At 61.4% G+C, this 15,823-nt stretch carries 14 protein-coding genes; 10 read left to right on the forward strand and 4 right to left on the reverse strand.

Going from position 1 to position 15,823, the window contains the following annotated elements; all coding sequences use genetic code 11:
* Window positions 1-24 precede the first annotated feature (24 nt).
* Entirely contained in the window at window positions 25-1,464 is a 1,440-nt protein-coding gene (locus CLV45_RS03810; protein ID WP_100335062.1) for a cytochrome P450, read from the forward strand.
* 295 nt (window positions 1,465-1,759) lie between these two features.
* On the opposite strand, the gene CLV45_RS03815 is transcribed toward CLV45_RS03810, so the two are convergent.
* Window positions 1,760-3,112, reverse strand: coding sequence for a TlpA disulfide reductase family protein (locus tag CLV45_RS03815; RefSeq protein ID WP_100335063.1), 1,353 nt, complete (start codon window positions 3,110-3,112; stop codon window positions 1,760-1,762).
* A gap of 159 nt (window positions 3,113-3,271) precedes the next feature.
* On the opposite strand from CLV45_RS03815, the gene CLV45_RS03820 reads away from it, so the two are divergent.
* From CLV45_RS03820 to CLV45_RS03835, 4 genes are all read left to right on the forward strand, one after another.
* Entirely contained in the window at window positions 3,272-5,566 is a 2,295-nt protein-coding gene (locus CLV45_RS03820) for an aconitate hydratase (RefSeq protein ID WP_100335064.1), read from the forward strand.
* 141 nt (window positions 5,567-5,707) lie between these two features.
* Window positions 5,708-6,178, forward strand: a complete 471-nt coding sequence (locus tag CLV45_RS03825; RefSeq protein ID WP_157807268.1) for a hypothetical protein — start codon at window positions 5,708-5,710, stop codon at window positions 6,176-6,178.
* A gap of 148 nt (window positions 6,179-6,326) precedes the next feature.
* Window positions 6,327-8,330: a TonB-dependent receptor gene (locus CLV45_RS03830; protein ID WP_100335066.1), complete on the forward strand. Its 2,004-nt coding sequence runs from the start codon at window positions 6,327-6,329 to the stop codon at window positions 8,328-8,330.
* Between the two features lie 24 nt (window positions 8,331-8,354).
* Window positions 8,355-9,335: an AAA family ATPase gene (locus tag CLV45_RS03835; RefSeq protein WP_100335067.1), complete on the forward strand. Its 981-nt coding sequence runs from the start codon at window positions 8,355-8,357 to the stop codon at window positions 9,333-9,335.
* A 68-nt stretch (window positions 9,336-9,403) separates the two neighbouring features.
* Here CLV45_RS03835 and CLV45_RS03840 read toward each other — a convergent pair whose 3' ends face one another.
* Both CLV45_RS03840 and CLV45_RS03845 read right to left on the reverse strand, forming a co-directional pair.
* Entirely contained in the window at window positions 9,404-9,814 is a 411-nt protein-coding gene (locus tag CLV45_RS03840) for a hypothetical protein (RefSeq protein WP_211289898.1), read from the reverse strand.
* Between the two features lie 155 nt (window positions 9,815-9,969).
* On the reverse strand, window positions 9,970-10,185 hold the full coding sequence (locus CLV45_RS03845) for a hypothetical protein (RefSeq protein WP_100335068.1): 216 nt from the start codon (window positions 10,183-10,185) through the stop codon (window positions 9,970-9,972).
* A 449-nt stretch (window positions 10,186-10,634) separates the two neighbouring features.
* On the opposite strand from CLV45_RS03845, the gene CLV45_RS03850 reads away from it, so the two are divergent.
* Complete coding sequence (locus CLV45_RS03850; RefSeq protein WP_157807269.1) at window positions 10,635-10,979, forward strand: hypothetical protein; 345 nt, start codon at window positions 10,635-10,637, stop codon at window positions 10,977-10,979.
* Window positions 10,980-11,057: 78 nt separating this feature from the next.
* Here the strand turns inward: CLV45_RS03850 and CLV45_RS03855 are convergent, their stop codons facing one another.
* Window positions 11,058-12,089 carry a type VI secretion system baseplate subunit TssG gene (locus tag CLV45_RS03855; RefSeq protein ID WP_157807270.1) on the reverse strand — a complete coding sequence of 344 codons (1,032 nt, stop codon included), beginning with the start codon at window positions 12,087-12,089 and terminating at the stop codon, window positions 11,058-11,060.
* Window positions 12,090-12,251: 162 nt separating this feature from the next.
* Between CLV45_RS03855 and CLV45_RS03860 the strand changes: the two genes are divergently transcribed.
* From CLV45_RS03860 to CLV45_RS03875, 4 genes are all read left to right on the forward strand, one after another.
* Window positions 12,252-13,097: a TssN family type VI secretion system protein gene (locus tag CLV45_RS03860; RefSeq protein WP_157807271.1), complete on the forward strand. Its 846-nt coding sequence runs from the start codon at window positions 12,252-12,254 to the stop codon at window positions 13,095-13,097.
* 162 nt (window positions 13,098-13,259) lie between these two features.
* The gene (locus CLV45_RS03865; RefSeq protein ID WP_157807272.1) at window positions 13,260-14,390 is read left to right on the forward strand and encodes a hypothetical protein; all 1,131 of its coding nucleotides are present in this window, start codon (window positions 13,260-13,262) and stop codon (window positions 14,388-14,390) included.
* Between the two features lie 33 nt (window positions 14,391-14,423).
* Entirely contained in the window at window positions 14,424-15,320 is an 897-nt protein-coding gene (locus CLV45_RS03870; RefSeq protein ID WP_100335073.1) for a hypothetical protein, read from the forward strand.
* Between the two features lie 47 nt (window positions 15,321-15,367).
* Window positions 15,368-15,793, forward strand: coding sequence for a GPW/gp25 family protein (locus CLV45_RS03875; RefSeq protein WP_100335074.1), 426 nt, complete (start codon window positions 15,368-15,370; stop codon window positions 15,791-15,793).
* The last annotated feature ends 30 nt before the right edge of the window (window positions 15,794-15,823 follow it).

The raw sequence follows: 15,823 nt of genomic DNA on the forward strand, positions 1-15,823 counted from the left end.
GCCCGTTGTTAGGCTCCTAATCCTATGGCTACTTCCCCTGCTTCCCCTGCTTCCCCAGCTACTACCGCCGGCCCGCACCTGCCCCAGGTGCCGCGCTGGCAATCCATGCTCCGGTCCTTTGCCCTGGCCAAAGATCCGCTGCCCATTCTAAACCAGACCCTGAGCCGGTTCGGCGACACGGTGCGGCTCTATATCGGCGGGGTGCAGCCCTCCATCCTGACCCAGGACCCGGGCCTGATCAACCACATTCTGCAGAAAAACCACCGCAACTACTCCAAGTCCAAGTTCACCCAGGGTTTTGCGCGCTACATCGGCCACGGCCTGCTCACCAACGAGGGCGCCGACTGGCTGCGGCAGCGCCGCCTGATTCAGCCCGGTTTTCACCGGCAGCGGGTGGCGGGCCTCACCGGGCTGATGCAGGAAATCATTGCCGAAACCATAGCCCCGCTGCGCACGCAGGCCGCGGCCAACGACGGCACGGTAACGGTGCCCGCCCACGAACTGATGACCGAGCTGACGTTCCGCATTATTGCCCGCTCGGTGTTCAGTACCAACTTTTCGGCCGCCGAGCTCAACCACGTGGCCCGGCTCATTACCGAAATTCAGGCGTTCTACGTGCGCACCATCCGCCAGCCCTACCTCAATCCGTGGTTTCGGCTGCGGGTACAGTTCCGCTACCACGACCAGCTCACCCAGGAGCTGCGCACCCTGCTGGGCAGCTACATTGCCCGGCGGCGCCGGGAAAACGAGATGCCCGAGGCCATTACCCCGCCCGACGACCTGCTGCAGATGCTGCTCGACGTGCGCTACGAGGATACCGGCCTGCCCATGACCGACGAGCAGGTGCTCGACGAGGCCCTGATTCTGCTCATTGCCGGCCACGAAACCAGCGCCAACGCCCTGACCTGGCTGCTCTACTTAATAGGACAGCACCCGCAGGAAGCTCAGGCCATCCGGGCCGAAACTGCCGCCGTGCTGGCTTCGCGCGGGCCGGAACAGGCAGCCGGACTGTTTGCCTTTGAAGAACTTCCCCGCCTGGGCCGGGCCCTTTATGCCGTGCAGGAAGCCATGCGCCTGTATCCGCCGGCCTGGATGGTGGACCGCGTGGCCCTGGCCGACGACGAGTACCAGGGCCTGCCCATCCCCAAAGGCACGCTGTTTTCACTCTATATCTACGGGCTGCACAACGCGCCCAAGCACTGGCAGCGCCCCACCGAGTTTCGGCCTGAGCGGTTTGCCCCCGGGCAGGGACCGGTAACGCCCGGGGCGTATTTACCCTTCGGGGGCGGCCCGCGCCTGTGCATCGGCATGCAGTTCGCCCTCACCGAAATGCAGCTCGTGACCCTGGAGCTGCTGCGCCACTTCGACGTAGCACTGCCGGCCGGTTTGCCCGCCATTCCCACCCAGCCCCTGATTACGCTGCGCCCCAAGGGCGACTTCGCGGTGCAGCTTAGCCTGCAGTAGTGTTTGCCTGGCCGGTGCGGTAGGAAATCCTGCGCAGGCAATTTGGTACCAGAATGGTCAATGAGGATTCCCTAAGTGGGCAATTCGATACCGAAATGGCCGTTACGGATATCCGTCACGCCTTTCTAGGCCGTGGCAAGCTCCCTAACGCGAAAAGCCCTTTCCTACCGCAGTAGGAAAGGGCTTTCTGGGTAAAGGCCAGGACTCTGCGCAGAGGACGAATGGCTGCGGCTGCGCCTCCTAAGGACAGGCTTACCTGAGCACATCAGCACATTAATCAGTAGCACATTACAAACTACTCTTTCAGCAGCATGTCCACGGTCTTGTTGAACTCGGCAATTTCCTGCTGGTAATACTTGCCGGTGCCGGGGCCCGAGAAGCCGGTGTGCACCTTGCGGACTTCGCCTTTCTTGTCCAGGAAAATGGTGGTGGGGAAGGCCAGCACGCCCGCCAGCTGGGGCAAGGACTTGCTGGCCGAGTCCTTGCTGGCCACGCCGGCCACGGCCAGGTCGTAGCCCACGTTCATGCGCTCCTTCATCTTGATGAGCTTCTGGGAAGCCAGGGTCTGGTCGGGTGTCCGCTCGTAGCCCAGGCCGATGATTTCCACCCCGCGGCCCTTATTCTTCTCGTACCAGGGGGCCAGGAAGTTGGTTTCGTCCATGCAGTTGGGGCACCAGGAGCCCAGAATCTGGAGCACGACCACCTTGCCCTGGTACTTGGGGTCGATGGGGGAGATGCTGCCGCCCTCGTAGATGTTAGGGAATTTGAAGGCGAGCTTTTTCTGGCCGGGTTTCATGCCGGTCAGGGTGTTGGCGTCGGGCAGCTTGGCGTTGCCGTCCAGCACCGCCGTCCAGGTTTCGTGGCCCGATTTGCCGGAGTAGAAGTCGCCGGTGATGCTGTTGATGTTGCCGGGCTTGCTCACCTTGCCATCAAACAAAAAGCCGTGGCTGCCGTCGAAGGTCGAGAGCAGCAGGTGCTCCCCATCCTTTTTGTTGACGATGTTGCCGGCCAGGTAACGGTAGTCGCCGGTAGTGGTCAAGAAGGTGCCGGTGAGCATGTGGTCATTAGCCGAGTCTTGCTGAATAAGGCCCACGGCGGGGTAGGTTTCGCCATCATCCCCTTTGAATTCCACCCGGAAAGTCGCGCCCTTCACCAAGTCGCCGTAGATCGGAACCATCTTGGAATCACCAACGAACAGGTTATCGTTGTTTGGCGTTCTAAAGGCCGCAAACGGCACCCGGTAGGGCTCTTTGCCATCGTACTTCACCCAGGTGCCTTTCAGACCATCCTCCCCAACGGCCCGCACTACCAGGGCCGCGTCGAACACGCCCAGGCGGATGGTGGTCGAGTCGCCGGCCGTGGTTGTTTCGTCGAGCTTGAGGCGCTCCTCGCCGTTGCGCAGGGTCACGGTGGGCTTCTGGCCGTTGTCGGCGGTGCTTACATCAAACAAAAACGGGATTTCCTGGCCCTGGGCCGTGAGCACCCCGCGCCAGGTGCCGGGCTTGAGTCCGGCGGGCAGGCCGCTGGCATCGGGTTCGGGCACCCCTTGCCGCGCCGCATCCGGCTTCGAATTGGACTGGCAGGCACCCAAGGCTAGCGCCAGGCTTAGGCCGGCGGCAGCAGCGCGAAAAGAAATAGGAGAGGACATAGAAAGTAGAAAAAGGTATTCGGCCCAAAACTACCAACGGGCCGACTTGGTTTTAAAGATAGGCGGCTAAGATAAATTTTGGGTAGGGCAACGACTGCCGCCTATATTTGCGTACCTGCTCTTCGGAGCCTTACTATTTCACTTTTTCCCTTCCTGACTATGGCGTTTGACTTAGAAATGATTCAGGCCGTGTATGCCGGTATGGGCCAGCGGATTGAAGCTGCTCGCACCGCTGTTGGCCGCCCGCTCACGCTGACCGAGAAAATCCTGTACTCGCACTTGTATGGCGGTAACGTAACTCAGTCGTTCGAGCGGGGCGTTTCCTACGTCGATTTTGCCCCCGACCGTGTCGCAATGCAGGACGCCACCGCCCAGATGGCGCTGCTGCAGTTCATGCAAGCCGGCAAGCCCCAGGCGGCCGTGCCCAGCACCGTACACTGCGACCACCTCATCCAGGCCCGCGACGGTGCCAACGAGGACTTGGCCGTGGCCAACGACGAAAACCGCGAAGTATATGACTTCCTGGCTTCGGTTTCCAATAAATACGGCATCGGCTTCTGGAAGCCCGGCGCCGGTATCATTCACCAAGTAGTGCTCGAAAACTACGCCTTCCCCGGCGGCATGATGATCGGCACCGACTCCCACACGCCCAACGCCGGCGGTCTGGGCATGGTGGCCATCGGCGTCGGTGGCGCTGATGCCGTGGACGTAATGGCGGGCATGGCCTGGGAGCTGAAGTTCCCCAAGGTGATTGGCGTAAAGCTGACCGGCAAGCTCAACGGCTGGACGGCTCCCAAAGACGTAATCCTGAAAGTAGCCGGTATCCTGACCGTAAAAGGCGGCACCGGCGCTATCGTTGAATACTTCGGCGAAGGGGCTGAAAACATGTCGTGCACCGGTAAAGCCACCATCTGCAACATGGGCGCTGAAATCGGGGCTACGACTTCGGTATTCAGCTACGATGAGAAGATGGCCGAGTACCTGCGCGGCACCGAGCGGGCCGAGGTGGCCGAGCTGGCCAACGGCGTGCGCCAGCACCTGCGCGCCGACGACGAGGTCTACGCCAACCCCGAAGCCTACTACGATCAGCTGATCGAAATCAACCTCTCCGAACTGGAGCCCCACGTGAACGGTCCGTTCACGCCGGACGCCGCCTGGCCGATTTCGCAGTTTGCTGCCGCCGTGCGCGAGCATGGCTGGCCCGAGAAGCTGGAAGTAGGCCTGATCGGCTCGTGCACCAACTCCAGCTACGAGGACATCACCCGCGCCGCTTCCATCGCCGAGCAAGCCGTTACCAAAGGCCTGACCGTGAATGCCGAGTTCACCGTAACGCCCGGCTCGGAGCTGGTGCGCTACACCGTGGAGCGCGACGGGCTGCTCGACACCTTCGCCCAGATGGGCGGCGTGGTGCTGGCCAACGCCTGCGGGCCGTGCATCGGCCAGTGGGCCCGCCACACCGACGACCCCAAGCGCAAGAACTCGATTATCACCTCGTTCAACCGCAACTTCGCCAAGCGCAACGACGGCAACCCGAACACCCACGCTTTCGTGGCCTCGCCCGAAATCGTGACGGCCTTCGCCATTGCCGGCGACTTGACTTTCAACCCGCTGGTGGACACGCTGACCACCAAGGACGGCCAGCAAGTGAAGCTCGACGAGCCCCGCGGCGTGGAAATGCCGCCCCAGGGCTACGCCGTGGAAGATGCCGGCTACCAGGCTCCCGCCGCCGATGGCTCGGGCGTGCAGGTACTGGTTGACCCCGCTTCCGACCGTCTGGAGCTGCTCGACCCCTTCAAGCCCTGGGAAGGCGTGGACCTGATGGGTCTGCGGCTGCTCATCAAGGCCCAGGGCAAGTGCACCACCGACCACATTTCGATGGCCGGCCCCTGGCTGAAGTACCGCGGCCACCTCGACAACATCTCGAACAACATGCTCATCGGCGCCACCAACGCCTTCAACGGTGAAGCCAACAAGGTTCGGGACTTCGTGGCCCAGGGTGATACCTACAACACGGTGCCTCAAGTGGCTCGTAACTACAAGTCGATGGGTATCGGCACGGTAGTCGTGGGCGACGAGAACTACGGCGAAGGTTCGTCGCGGGAGCACGCCGCCATGGAGCCCCGCCACCTGGGCGTGCGCGCCGTTATCGTGAAGAGCTTCGCGCGGATTCACGAAACCAACCTCAAGAAGCAGGGCATGCTGGCGCTGACTTTCGCCAACAAGGCCGACTACGACCTGATTGAGGAAGGCGACACCATCGACATCCTCGGTCTGACCTCGTTCACGCCCGGTCAGCCCCTGCAGGCCCGCCTGCACCACACCGACGGCGACACGGACCTCATCTATCTGAACCACACTTACAACGCAGGTCAGATTGAGTGGTTTAAAGCCGGCTCGGCCCTGAACCTGATCCGCTTGAAAGAGTCGGGCCAGGCGCAGTTGTCGCAGAAGTAATTCGGACTTAAGTTTGTAAAAAAGGCCGCCTCAGCGTTTGAGGTGGCCTTTTTTTGTATTGCTCAGGCTTGTTGCAACCTTTCTGGTCAAGGCTGAATCCAGAAAGGAGAAGGAATATGTTCCACGACCTATGTTTTGGGTATGAAACCACTTGTTTACGCTGCTGGATTGATTCTGACGGTAGCCAGCTTGCCGGGCTGCGCCACCAAGTGCGGCGTGGAGCCGTGCAGCAGCGCGCCAGTGCCGGTGAAAAGCCTCGAAGCGGAGTACGGCTGCCAGGATACCCGCCGGCAGCTGGCAATCAACCTCGACCAGACCTACACCGTCATCCGCTCCCAGGCCGACTTCGACCGGCTGGTCACCGGGCCCTGCCACCCGCTGATTGACTTCAGCGCCTACGATTTAATTATCGGCAAAAAGGGCCTGAGCAGTGGCAATTCCGGCATTGCCTACGCCTACCAGCGCGACTGCACGACCAACCGGCCTACGCTGCACGTCACGTTTAGCCAGGGCCTGACCGCCGAAGCTCCCAATATCACCTACCATGCGCTGGTGCCCAAGCTGGCCGCCGGGGAGCAGGTAACGGTGGAACTGGAAGTGAAGCAGCTGTAGCTTCGGGCTGCCGGAGCCTATTGAAAAGGTCGTTTCCCGCCGATGGGAAACGACCTTTTTGTTTGCGTCCCGGGGCAGAACGCTACATTTGGCGGGCGGTTGAGGTTGGCAAATCCGCTGGACCCGGCTCCTGGAATTAGTCAGTAGTATGAAACGAGTTATATGGTTGGCGGCAATTAGTGTCGTTGTAGTGCCCGTTAGCCAAGCCCAAACCCAGTCTGCCACCCCAGCCGATACGTCCCGGACCCTGCCCGAAGTGCAGGTTACCTACCAGGCTGAGCGCCGCACCCCCGTCACGTTTCTGGACCTGAGTGGCCGGGCTCTGGCCCGCAAAAGCGTGGGGCAGGAGCCGTCCTTTCTGCTGGCCGAAACGCCCGCCATTACCGCCTACTCCGACGCGGGCAGCACCCAGGGCTACGCCTACTTTCGCATGCGCGGCATCGACCAGACCCGCATCAATACCACCCTGAACGGGGTGCCGCTCAACGAGCCGGAAGACCAGGGCGCGTACTTCTCCAACTACCCCGACCTGCTCAACTCCATCAGCAAAGTGCAGGTGCAACGGGGCGTGGGCACCAGCCAGAACGGCAGCGCCAGCTTTGGGGGCAGTATTCAACTGTTTTCGCCGTCGTTGCGCCAGGACTCGGCTTCGGCCACCGTGGGGCTGGGTTACGGCTCGTTTAACAGCTACCGGGCGTTCGGGGAGTACGCCAGCGGCCTGCATGGCCGCAAGGCGCTCTACGTGCGGGCCTCTCAGCTGCACTCCGACGGCTACAAGGACCGCTCGGCCAACACGTCCCGCTCGGTCTTTATCAGCGGCGGGCTGTTTTACGACAAAACCACCTGGAAGCTCAACGTGCTGGCCGGGCACCAGCAGAATCAGCTGGCCTGGCTGGGAGTGCCCGACTCGGTGCTGGCCGTCAACCGCCGGGCCAACGTCAACGGCCCCGAAAATGACCGGTTCGACCAGGCCTTAGTGCAGCTGCAGAATACCTGGCAGCCCGCGGCCGGCACCGTGGTGAATACCAGCGTGTACGCCTCGTTTCTGAAGGGCAACTATGACTTCGACCTCAACAGCTTTCTGGGTTTGCCTTCCACCGCTGAGCTCTATAACTACGCTTTCCAATCGGGCTTCTGGGGCGCTTACACCTCGTATTCCCGCCAGCTCGGCCGCCTGACCTGGACCAGCGGCCTGCACGCCAACACCTACCACCGCCAGCATACCGGCAGCGAAAAGGCTCTGGGCCAGCTCTACCAGAATACCGGCCGCAAGCGGGAGGCCAGCGCCTTTACCAAGCTCGAGTACGAAGTGCAGCGCTTTACCCTGTTTGCCGACGTGCAGGGCCGCACCGTGGCTTTTGAGTACGATGGCGCGGTGCCGCTGGGTAAGTTAGACTGGCAATTCTTTAACCCCAAAGCCGGGGTGAGCTTTGCCGCTTCCAACCATGCTACGCTCTACTACAGCCTGGGCCGCACCGGCCGGGAACCCACCCGCAACGACCTGTTCGGGGGCAGCGACGACCTGCTGGCCGACGCCGACGGCCAGGCCCTGATTACGAGCCCGGCGGCCGAGTACGTGCTGGACCAGGAGCTGGGCCTACGCTACCAGCGGAGCCAACTTGAAATCGGGGTGAATGGCTACTACATGGATTTTAAGAACGAAATCGTGCTCAACGGTAAGTTTGGACCCAACGGCCTGGCCCTGACCAACAACGTAAAAAGCAGCGTGCGGACCGGCCTGGAAGCCACGGCCCGCTGGCAGGCGTCTCGGCATTGGTCGTTGCTGAACAACTCGGCCTTCAACTACAGCCGCATCCGGGAGCAGACCGAGGAGTTTCGCCCCATCCTAACTCCGGGCCTGATTCTGAACCAGGAAGTAGCCTACCAAACTGGCCCCTGGGCCGCCACCGTGGCGGGCCGCTACCAGAGCCGCTCTTTTGTTGATTTTGCCAACTCGGCCACGATAGGGGAGTACGCCCTGCTCAATGCCCGATTAGAATACAGCAGCCGGCACTACCAGGTCACGGCTTTTGCCAACAACCTGACCAACACCAAGTATTTCAACAACGGCAGCGTGGAGGCCGACGGCACCCGCAAGTATTTCGTGCAGGCTCCCCGCAACTATTACCTCAGCGTCCAGTACCGTTTCTAGCCCGGCTTTCTGCTGCTTGCCCGCATGACCAAGGCCTTTGTTTTCGGCAAATTTCTGCCTTTCCACCGCGGGCACGAACAGCTCATCCGCTTCGCGCTCCGGCACTGCGACCAGCTCACGGTGCTGGTGTGCGCCAGTGACCAGGAAACCGTGCCCGGCCCGCTTCGCCAGCAGTGGATTCAGGAAACCTTTGCTACTGAGCCCCGCGTGAGAGTGCAGCTGCTGGAATACCAGGAAAGTGAGCTGCCCAACACCTCCGAAACCTCCTTACCGGTGGCCACCATCTGGGCCGACCGGTTTCGGCAGCTGTTGCCCAACTGCACGCTGGTCGTGACTTCCGAACCTTACGGCGAGTTGGTGGCGGCCCGCATGGGCATCCGGCACGTGGCCTTCGATGTGGCCCGGCGGCAGGTGCCCGTGTCGGCTACCCTCATTCGGGCTGACCGGCAGCGGTACTGGCCGTTTCTGCCCGCCAGCGTGCGGCCCTACTACTGCCGCAAAGTGGTAATCCTGGGGGCGGAGTCGACGGGCAAGACCACGCTGGCAACTGAGCTGGCCGCTCATTTCGGGGCCACGCTGGTGCTGGAAGCCGCCCGGGACCTGATTGCCGACTCCAACCACTTCACCCCCGACGACTTGCAGCAAGTCGTAGCCGAGCACACTCGCCGCATTGCCCAGGCCGTGCGGGGCGGCCAGGCTCTGGTTATCATCGATACCGACGTGCACATTACCCAGTCGTACGCCCACCTGACCTGGGGCCGGGAGCTGGCCGTAAGCCCCGCCGTATACGCCACCCACCGCGCCGATTTGTATTTGTATCTGGCCGCCGACGTGCCCTTTGTGCAGGATGGCACCCGCCTGTCGGCCACTGAGCGGCAGCGCCTGGACCACTCGCACCGGCAAATGCTGCAGCGCCATAACGTAGCCCCGGAGGAGCTGAGCGGCAGCTGGGTGCAACGCCTGGCCCGCGCCGTGGCGCTGGTGGAGCAGTTATTAACTCAATAGGACCGCTGCTGACCGCACCGGCGGGCTGCTGGGGCTGAATCAAACGGTACGGTTTCCGAAATCCGGAGCTAGAGCGTGGCGACTTGGGCGGCGCGGGTTTCCCGGGGCTTTTGTACCAGGTAATAATAGAGCAGGATCAATAGGCCGGTCAGGAAGGGGAGCAGGGCCAGGTGTTTGCCCGTGACGCTACCCCAGACGCGGAACGTATCGAAACCGAAAAACTCGCTGATCATCCAGTAGGAGTTGGCCGAAATCCAGAATACGATGGCCAGATTGTGCGCCAGCTCGGCCTTGATGTCGCGGGTGCGCCAGGTGATGAGCACCGCAATGAGGAGCGTCGGGAAAATCATGGTCAGGCCCAGGGGCTTCCAGATCATGCACCAGCCGATGTCCTTGAGCAGCCAGAACAGAATGTGCATGTTTTCCATCCGGCGGTAGGGGGCCGGAATACTGTAAAGCGGATCGGCAGACTGGGACATAGGGCAGAAATAGGCGGAGCTTGCAAAAATAGCGGACCCCGCCGCAGAATTCTCATTGCGCAGAGCGAGAAAAGAACGGACAACAAAAAAGCCACCCAAGTGGGTGGCTCCTGCAGTAATACATGACCGAGCCGTGGACTAGGCCCGGCCGGACATTAGTTAAGCCAGAGCTGGGCTACGGGCTCAAACCGTTGGCAGTTGAAGGCCCCGTAAGGCCGCTCGGCGTAAAAACCCAGGACGTGCACCTGCAGCTGGCCGGTGCGGGCGTTGGGACGATACTGTACCGGGTATACCGTACCCGTTTCGGGCCAGTCCCCGATGTGGTCGGTGGGCCGGCGGGTGGCGTCAATGCAGCGGGCGTACTGCTGCATGGGGAGAGGAAAAGGAAGGCTGGTCTTCTTCGTTCTGCGCATATCCAAAAATAAGAATATTATTCTTAAGCTAATAATATTAGGTAGAAAAAAAGCAAGAAAAGTATCTGGTTATCGGACTTGGGCTAGGATTAAAATTATATTAAAGAAAATATTGCCCAGAGTAAATTTTAGGGAGTAGGAACTTTTTGGGAACTTATTACCTGGAATTTGCTAAATATGTTAGCTGAACAAGGTCGTCGTTTTGCTAACAATTGTTAGTCAACTAGATGCAGCTGAGTCCTAAATTCTGCATCTAGCAGCATCGGTTACGAGCCGCCATAATTTTTCCTGGCTAACCCGGTGAATATTATTGACTTTCTATGTAGATAGTCGCTATTTTCCCGTATCCCAAAGCGCCCGCCTACGTATCGGGTAGTATCCTGCCTCTTTGTATAGTCTGCTCCACTATGAATACCACCGCACCTTGCTTATTCTCTTCGCTGCCGGCGGCCTTGCAAAGCCGCTTTGTTCAGTTTCTGCGCCAGGAGCTGGGCGGCAGTCACCACACGGCCGTAGCCCCCGCCGATGAATGGCTGCAGGCGGCCCTGGTCGTAGACCCTACCGTACAGGTTCATCCCGCCCGCGGCACCTTCTGGATTCGGCGCGGCCGCCAAGCCCTGGAAAGCATTGCCCGCAACTACCTAGTGGTACCCCGGCCCGTGGCCGAACTGCTCGACCGGCATCAGCTCTTGCGTGCCAACCCCGCCGACTACGGCCTGACCGACGAGGAATGGCTGGCTCTGGCTTTGTAACAACCGCTCCTGCCTTACTATAGCAACAGCGGCCCGGTAAGCTACCGGGCCGCTGTTGCTTTTTGCCAGGTTCCTATTTTAAATACCGGCCGTGGTGTAGCCCAGCACGGGCGCTTCGCCATCGGCGTCGGCTAGCACAAAGGCTGGCTCCTCCTGGGCTACCTCGTAGCGCAGCACCACATCGGTTTCGAAGGCAATGAAATACTGGCAGAGCAGCTGCAGGGCCCGGGCTTGCCAGGTATCCGAGAGGAAGCTTTCCAGGGCGGCCGTCGTCAGGTCCGGCAAGCTAATTTCCAGCGCGGGCAGGGTTTCCTGGTACAGGCCGCCCAGCACAAACTGCCGGCCCAGCTCCAGGTTACCCAGGCTCAGGCCGCCACTGCTGGCCGCCGGAGCGGCCGGAGCTGGCGTTGCGAAGCGCAGCGGGGCCACCGTGCGCAGCACCACGGGCGTTTCCAGCACGCTCTCGAAGCAGCGCCGGGTCAGCTCCAGGTCGCCGGTGATGCGGTGGGCCAGGGGCAGCAGGTAGAGCAGGGCCGTCACCTGGCGGGCGGGCAGCTGGCCTTCCAGGTTCCAGAAGCGGGCCAGCACCTCGTTGTACCACTCGGCCGACAAGTTGGTCATGTAGCGCCGCTCCTCCTGCTCGAGCAGCACCCGGAAGCGGTAAAACTCCTGCTCCAGCGGCAAAAAGAACCGGCGGGCGGCTTTTTCCTTACGGCGCTGGGTCTGGATTTCTTCCACCATAGGCTGCACGCCGGGGCGGGGCGTGGGGTCGGAGGGGTGGTGAAACAGCTCCTGGGGCAGGGCATCGTAAAGACCTTCCCGATGCACCTCGACGGTTGTTTTCGGGGAGCTCCAGCGGTTGGTCTGCTCCTCGGTGGTGGCGCCCAGGTCGCGGCGGTAGCGGCGGGCAAACAGGCTCAGGGGCCGGATAATAAAGTCGTCGAACTGGTAGCCGTGGGCCAGCAAATCGGCCAGCACCACTTCCAGCCGCAGGTCGATGGGGCGGCGCCGAAGCTGGGTAAACAGCTGCTGCAACGTGGAAACCGGCCGGGCCGCGGGAGCCGCGGGCCGTACCTCGGGCGAGACGAGTTCAGGGCTGGATTTTGGCATAGTATATTTTTTCTGACAACTTACACCCGATTATAGCTCGGGCAAGATATACACACAGCGGTTTGCGCCGGCTTGCTTCTGGTCCGAAAGAGTACCCAAACTATTACTGCTTGTTGAACTTGGGCCGGCGCTGGTCCGTAGTTCGGCAAATATTGCTGATATATGCTTACTCCCAATCCTCAGGCGCAGGCGCGTAGCGGCGTCTCGACGGCCTTGTCGAATGCCCGCTCCAGCGTGCAGCGCAACCCAACCATCATTAGTACGCTGCTCTACCTGCTGACAGTGGTAGCCATCTTCGCGGTGGTCGGGCTGGGCGCGGCCTACAGTCCGTGGTCCTACAAACTTACTTTTTTCTTGGTGCAGCTCGTGGCTCTGCTGCTGGGCTGGGCCCATGTGCGGGCCATGCCGCGCTGGCTGACCTGGTACGACCCCGAGGCCACCTGGCACGGCCCGCTGCTGACGCTGCTGACCTGGCTGGCGGCTAGTTTGGGCCTGGCTGCCTCGAGCTGGGTGCCCTGGTTTACGCCCGCCACCCCGTCCTTGGCCTTCGTGACGGCCGCCATTCCCGTGGCCGTGCCCTATTTTTTCCTGGCTTCCTACCAGGCCTGGCGGCAGATTCCGGTCAAGCAGTACAAGCTGTGGTATTACCAGCCCAGCGCCGCCGGCCCCGACCTCTCGCGCATGGATTTGAGCAACTTCATGGTGATTCACTTCTGGATGTCGCGGCGCTACGGGGAGTCGCTGTTTCACGATTTCTCGTCGAAGGCGCCCTACGAAATGCGCTTCAGTGACCTGTTTCACATCTTTCTGACCGATTATAACCTAATTAAGCCCGAGCAGGCCATTCAGTACCTGGACAACGACGGGCACTCCTACGGCTGGATTTTTTATGCCAAGCAGCCCTGGTGGAAGCCCCGCCGCTACTACGACCCGGATTACACATTCCGGGATAATTTCATTAAACAGGGAAATATTATTGTGGCCAAGCGCGTCGCGGTGCAGAGCTAAGCGGCCTTCGTAAGGGGCCGGAGCCGCGTAATCTGGCGGCGCTTGGCTAATTTGCGGCGGCCTCGTATCGGCCAATAGCTATTTCTGTATTCTCTTTCCTTTCCTCGCGGCTTCCTTATGTTACCCGAAATCAAGCATTACCCGGTCAACTGGGTCGACGGTATGAAAATTTCCCGTCGGCATTTTACTGAGCTTGAGCAATTTACTACCGAGCACCTGCGCGACGCCACGGCCCTGGGCCTGAGTGCCCACCGCTACGGCCTGCTGCCCGCCGACGCGCAGGGCCCGTCGTCCTTCGAGCTGCTGCTCAGCGTCGACCACCAGCAGGCCGTGACGGCGCGACTCACGCACTGCCGGGCCGTCACGGCCGGCGGGGCGCGCATCGAGCTGACCGGCGCGGCCGAGCCGCTCACGTTTCGCACGAGTCTGGCCCAGCTGTTGAGCGAGTTCAACCTGACGGCCACCGAGCAGCTGCGCTTCCACGTGGTGGTGTCGGTGAATCCCTACGTGCGGATTCCGATGGGCGCCCCGGCCCCCGAAGAAATTCCGCCCCGCCACCCGTATACCACGCCCGAATATCAGCTCAGCGTGGTGCCGGCCCTGCAGCTCAACTCCACCCAGGTCAGCTCATTTCACCTGGTAGTGGGCGAGCTGGTGTACCAGGAAGGCGCCCTGCGGCCCGTGGCGCAGTTTATTCCGCCCAGCATGGCGGTGCTCAGCCACCCGGCCCTGCTCAAGTGGCTGCACCAAACCGAGCACCTGCTGCAGGAAATCGAGACGGAAGCTTTCCGGGTGATTCACAAGGTGCGCATGCGGCCCGACAAGAAAAACAACCTCAGCGAGCTGGTGCACCTGGTGGCCGAGCGGCTGGTAACGGCCCTAGCCCAGGAGCTGACCGGCCTGCACTTCACCGCCGCCCAGCAGCCGCCCGTGGAGCTGCTCAGCACCCTGATGCGACTGGCCAAGCAGTTTAAGACTGGTTTGTACTGCCTCACCGAAGCCGAGCGGGAAGAGCTACTAAAGTACTTTGAGCAGTGGTCCGAGATTCTGCCGGCCACCTTGCTCAACTCCCTGCAGGAAGCCACCACCGCCACCTACGACCCCCTGAACGTGCACGGCAGCCTGCAGCAGCACTACGCGCTGTGGCAGCTGGTGGCCACCATTTTCCGCCAGCTCAGCCAGCTCGAGTACATTGGCAAAAACAAGGAGGGCTGGAAAACCTTCATCAACGAAAACCCGGTGGCGGCTTCTACGGCACCCGAAAAGCCCGCCACCCGCTGGAACCCATTCTAGCCCCCTTCCTTTCCCGACCTTCCTCGTTCTTTCATGAAACCCCTCAACCAAGCTGAACGCACCACCCGCCTGTGGAAATTTGCTTTGCTGTATCTGCTGGCCTTGGTTATTCCGGTGACAGCCTGCTACTTCCTGTTTTCGGATGGCACCGTCGCCGCGGAAAACGCCCGGCTGAAGCAGGAGCTGACCCAAACCAAGGATGAGCAGCGCCGCCTGCTGACCCAGATGGACACGCTCACCAAGCACCTGCAGCGCATTGACTTCACCGACCGGCAGCTGCGCTCCGAAGGCAACGACCTGGTCGTGGGAGAGCTCAATAAGCGCGCCCAGGACTATATGAACTCCATTGCACTGTCCCTGAACGAGCTGCGCCGCGACTCGGCCCGGATGCAGATGGTGGCCAACAAACGCATTGCCCAGAACGTGCTGCGCGACTTCGACCTATTCCGCAACAACCGTAGCACCATCGACTTTTTGCGCCAGTCGCTCGACAAGCGCGGCATCGACGTGTCGGGCCGGGAGCAAATGGCCGCCGAACTGGCCCAGACCAAGCAGCTGCTGGCCACCTATCAGGCCGCCGCGGCCAACCGGCCTGCTCCCATGCCGTCCGGGGGCGGCGGCGGTGGGGGCGGCGGAGGCAGCAGCGGGGGCGGCGGGGGCAGTGCCCGCACGGCCGAGCTCCAGCGCAACCTGCTCGACGCCCAGCAGCAGGTCAGCCTGCTCGAAGACAAGGTGACCTTTGCCAACGCCGACTGCCTGCGCCTGCGGGCTGCCGCCGTGGGCGGTAAGCGCCGCCGCGAAATGCTGGAGCAGGCCCGCAAGTCGTACCTGACCATTCTGCAGAACCCCAGCTCCGGCGACATGAAGGAAACGGTGGAGAAAATGGTGGAGGTTATTGACCAGGAACTGAAAAAAGGCATTTTCAACTAAGCGGCTGCCGCCCTGGCCGCGGGGTGGGCAGTCATTTCCGGCCCGCTATGAGCAACGAGTACTACCGTCTTCCCCTCGACTTCGAAACCCTGCTGCAGCGCCGCGCCCTGCCGCGCTGCTCGGAGGAGGAGTCCATTGCCCAGCATCTGTACCTGATGCTGACCACTTACTTCGGCGAGTCGCGCTTCGACCCCACCTTCGGCTGCTTGGTCTGGGAGCAGGATTTTGAGGCCATGACCAACATGCGCTGGAAAGATGCCGTGCAGCGCTCCGTGGAGGAAACCATCCGCAGCCACGAGCCCCGCCTGGAGCAGGTGAAAGTGCTGGTCGGCGTCGACGACTTCGAAATGAAGGGTGTGAGCCAGCGGATCCGAAAACGGCTCGAAGTAACGGTCAAAGCCGTGCTGCACCGCACCAACGAACCGTTCGGCTTCCGCGCCAGCCTGTTTGTGGCGCCTTTATCGGTTAGCTAAATATCCTTTCGTATTTAATTCAGTGCCCGC

Origin of the sequence: Hymenobacter chitinivorans DSM 11115 (assembly GCF_002797555.1) — a bacterium.
Classification (GTDB): domain Bacteria; phylum Bacteroidota; class Bacteroidia; order Cytophagales; family Hymenobacteraceae; genus Hymenobacter; species Hymenobacter chitinivorans.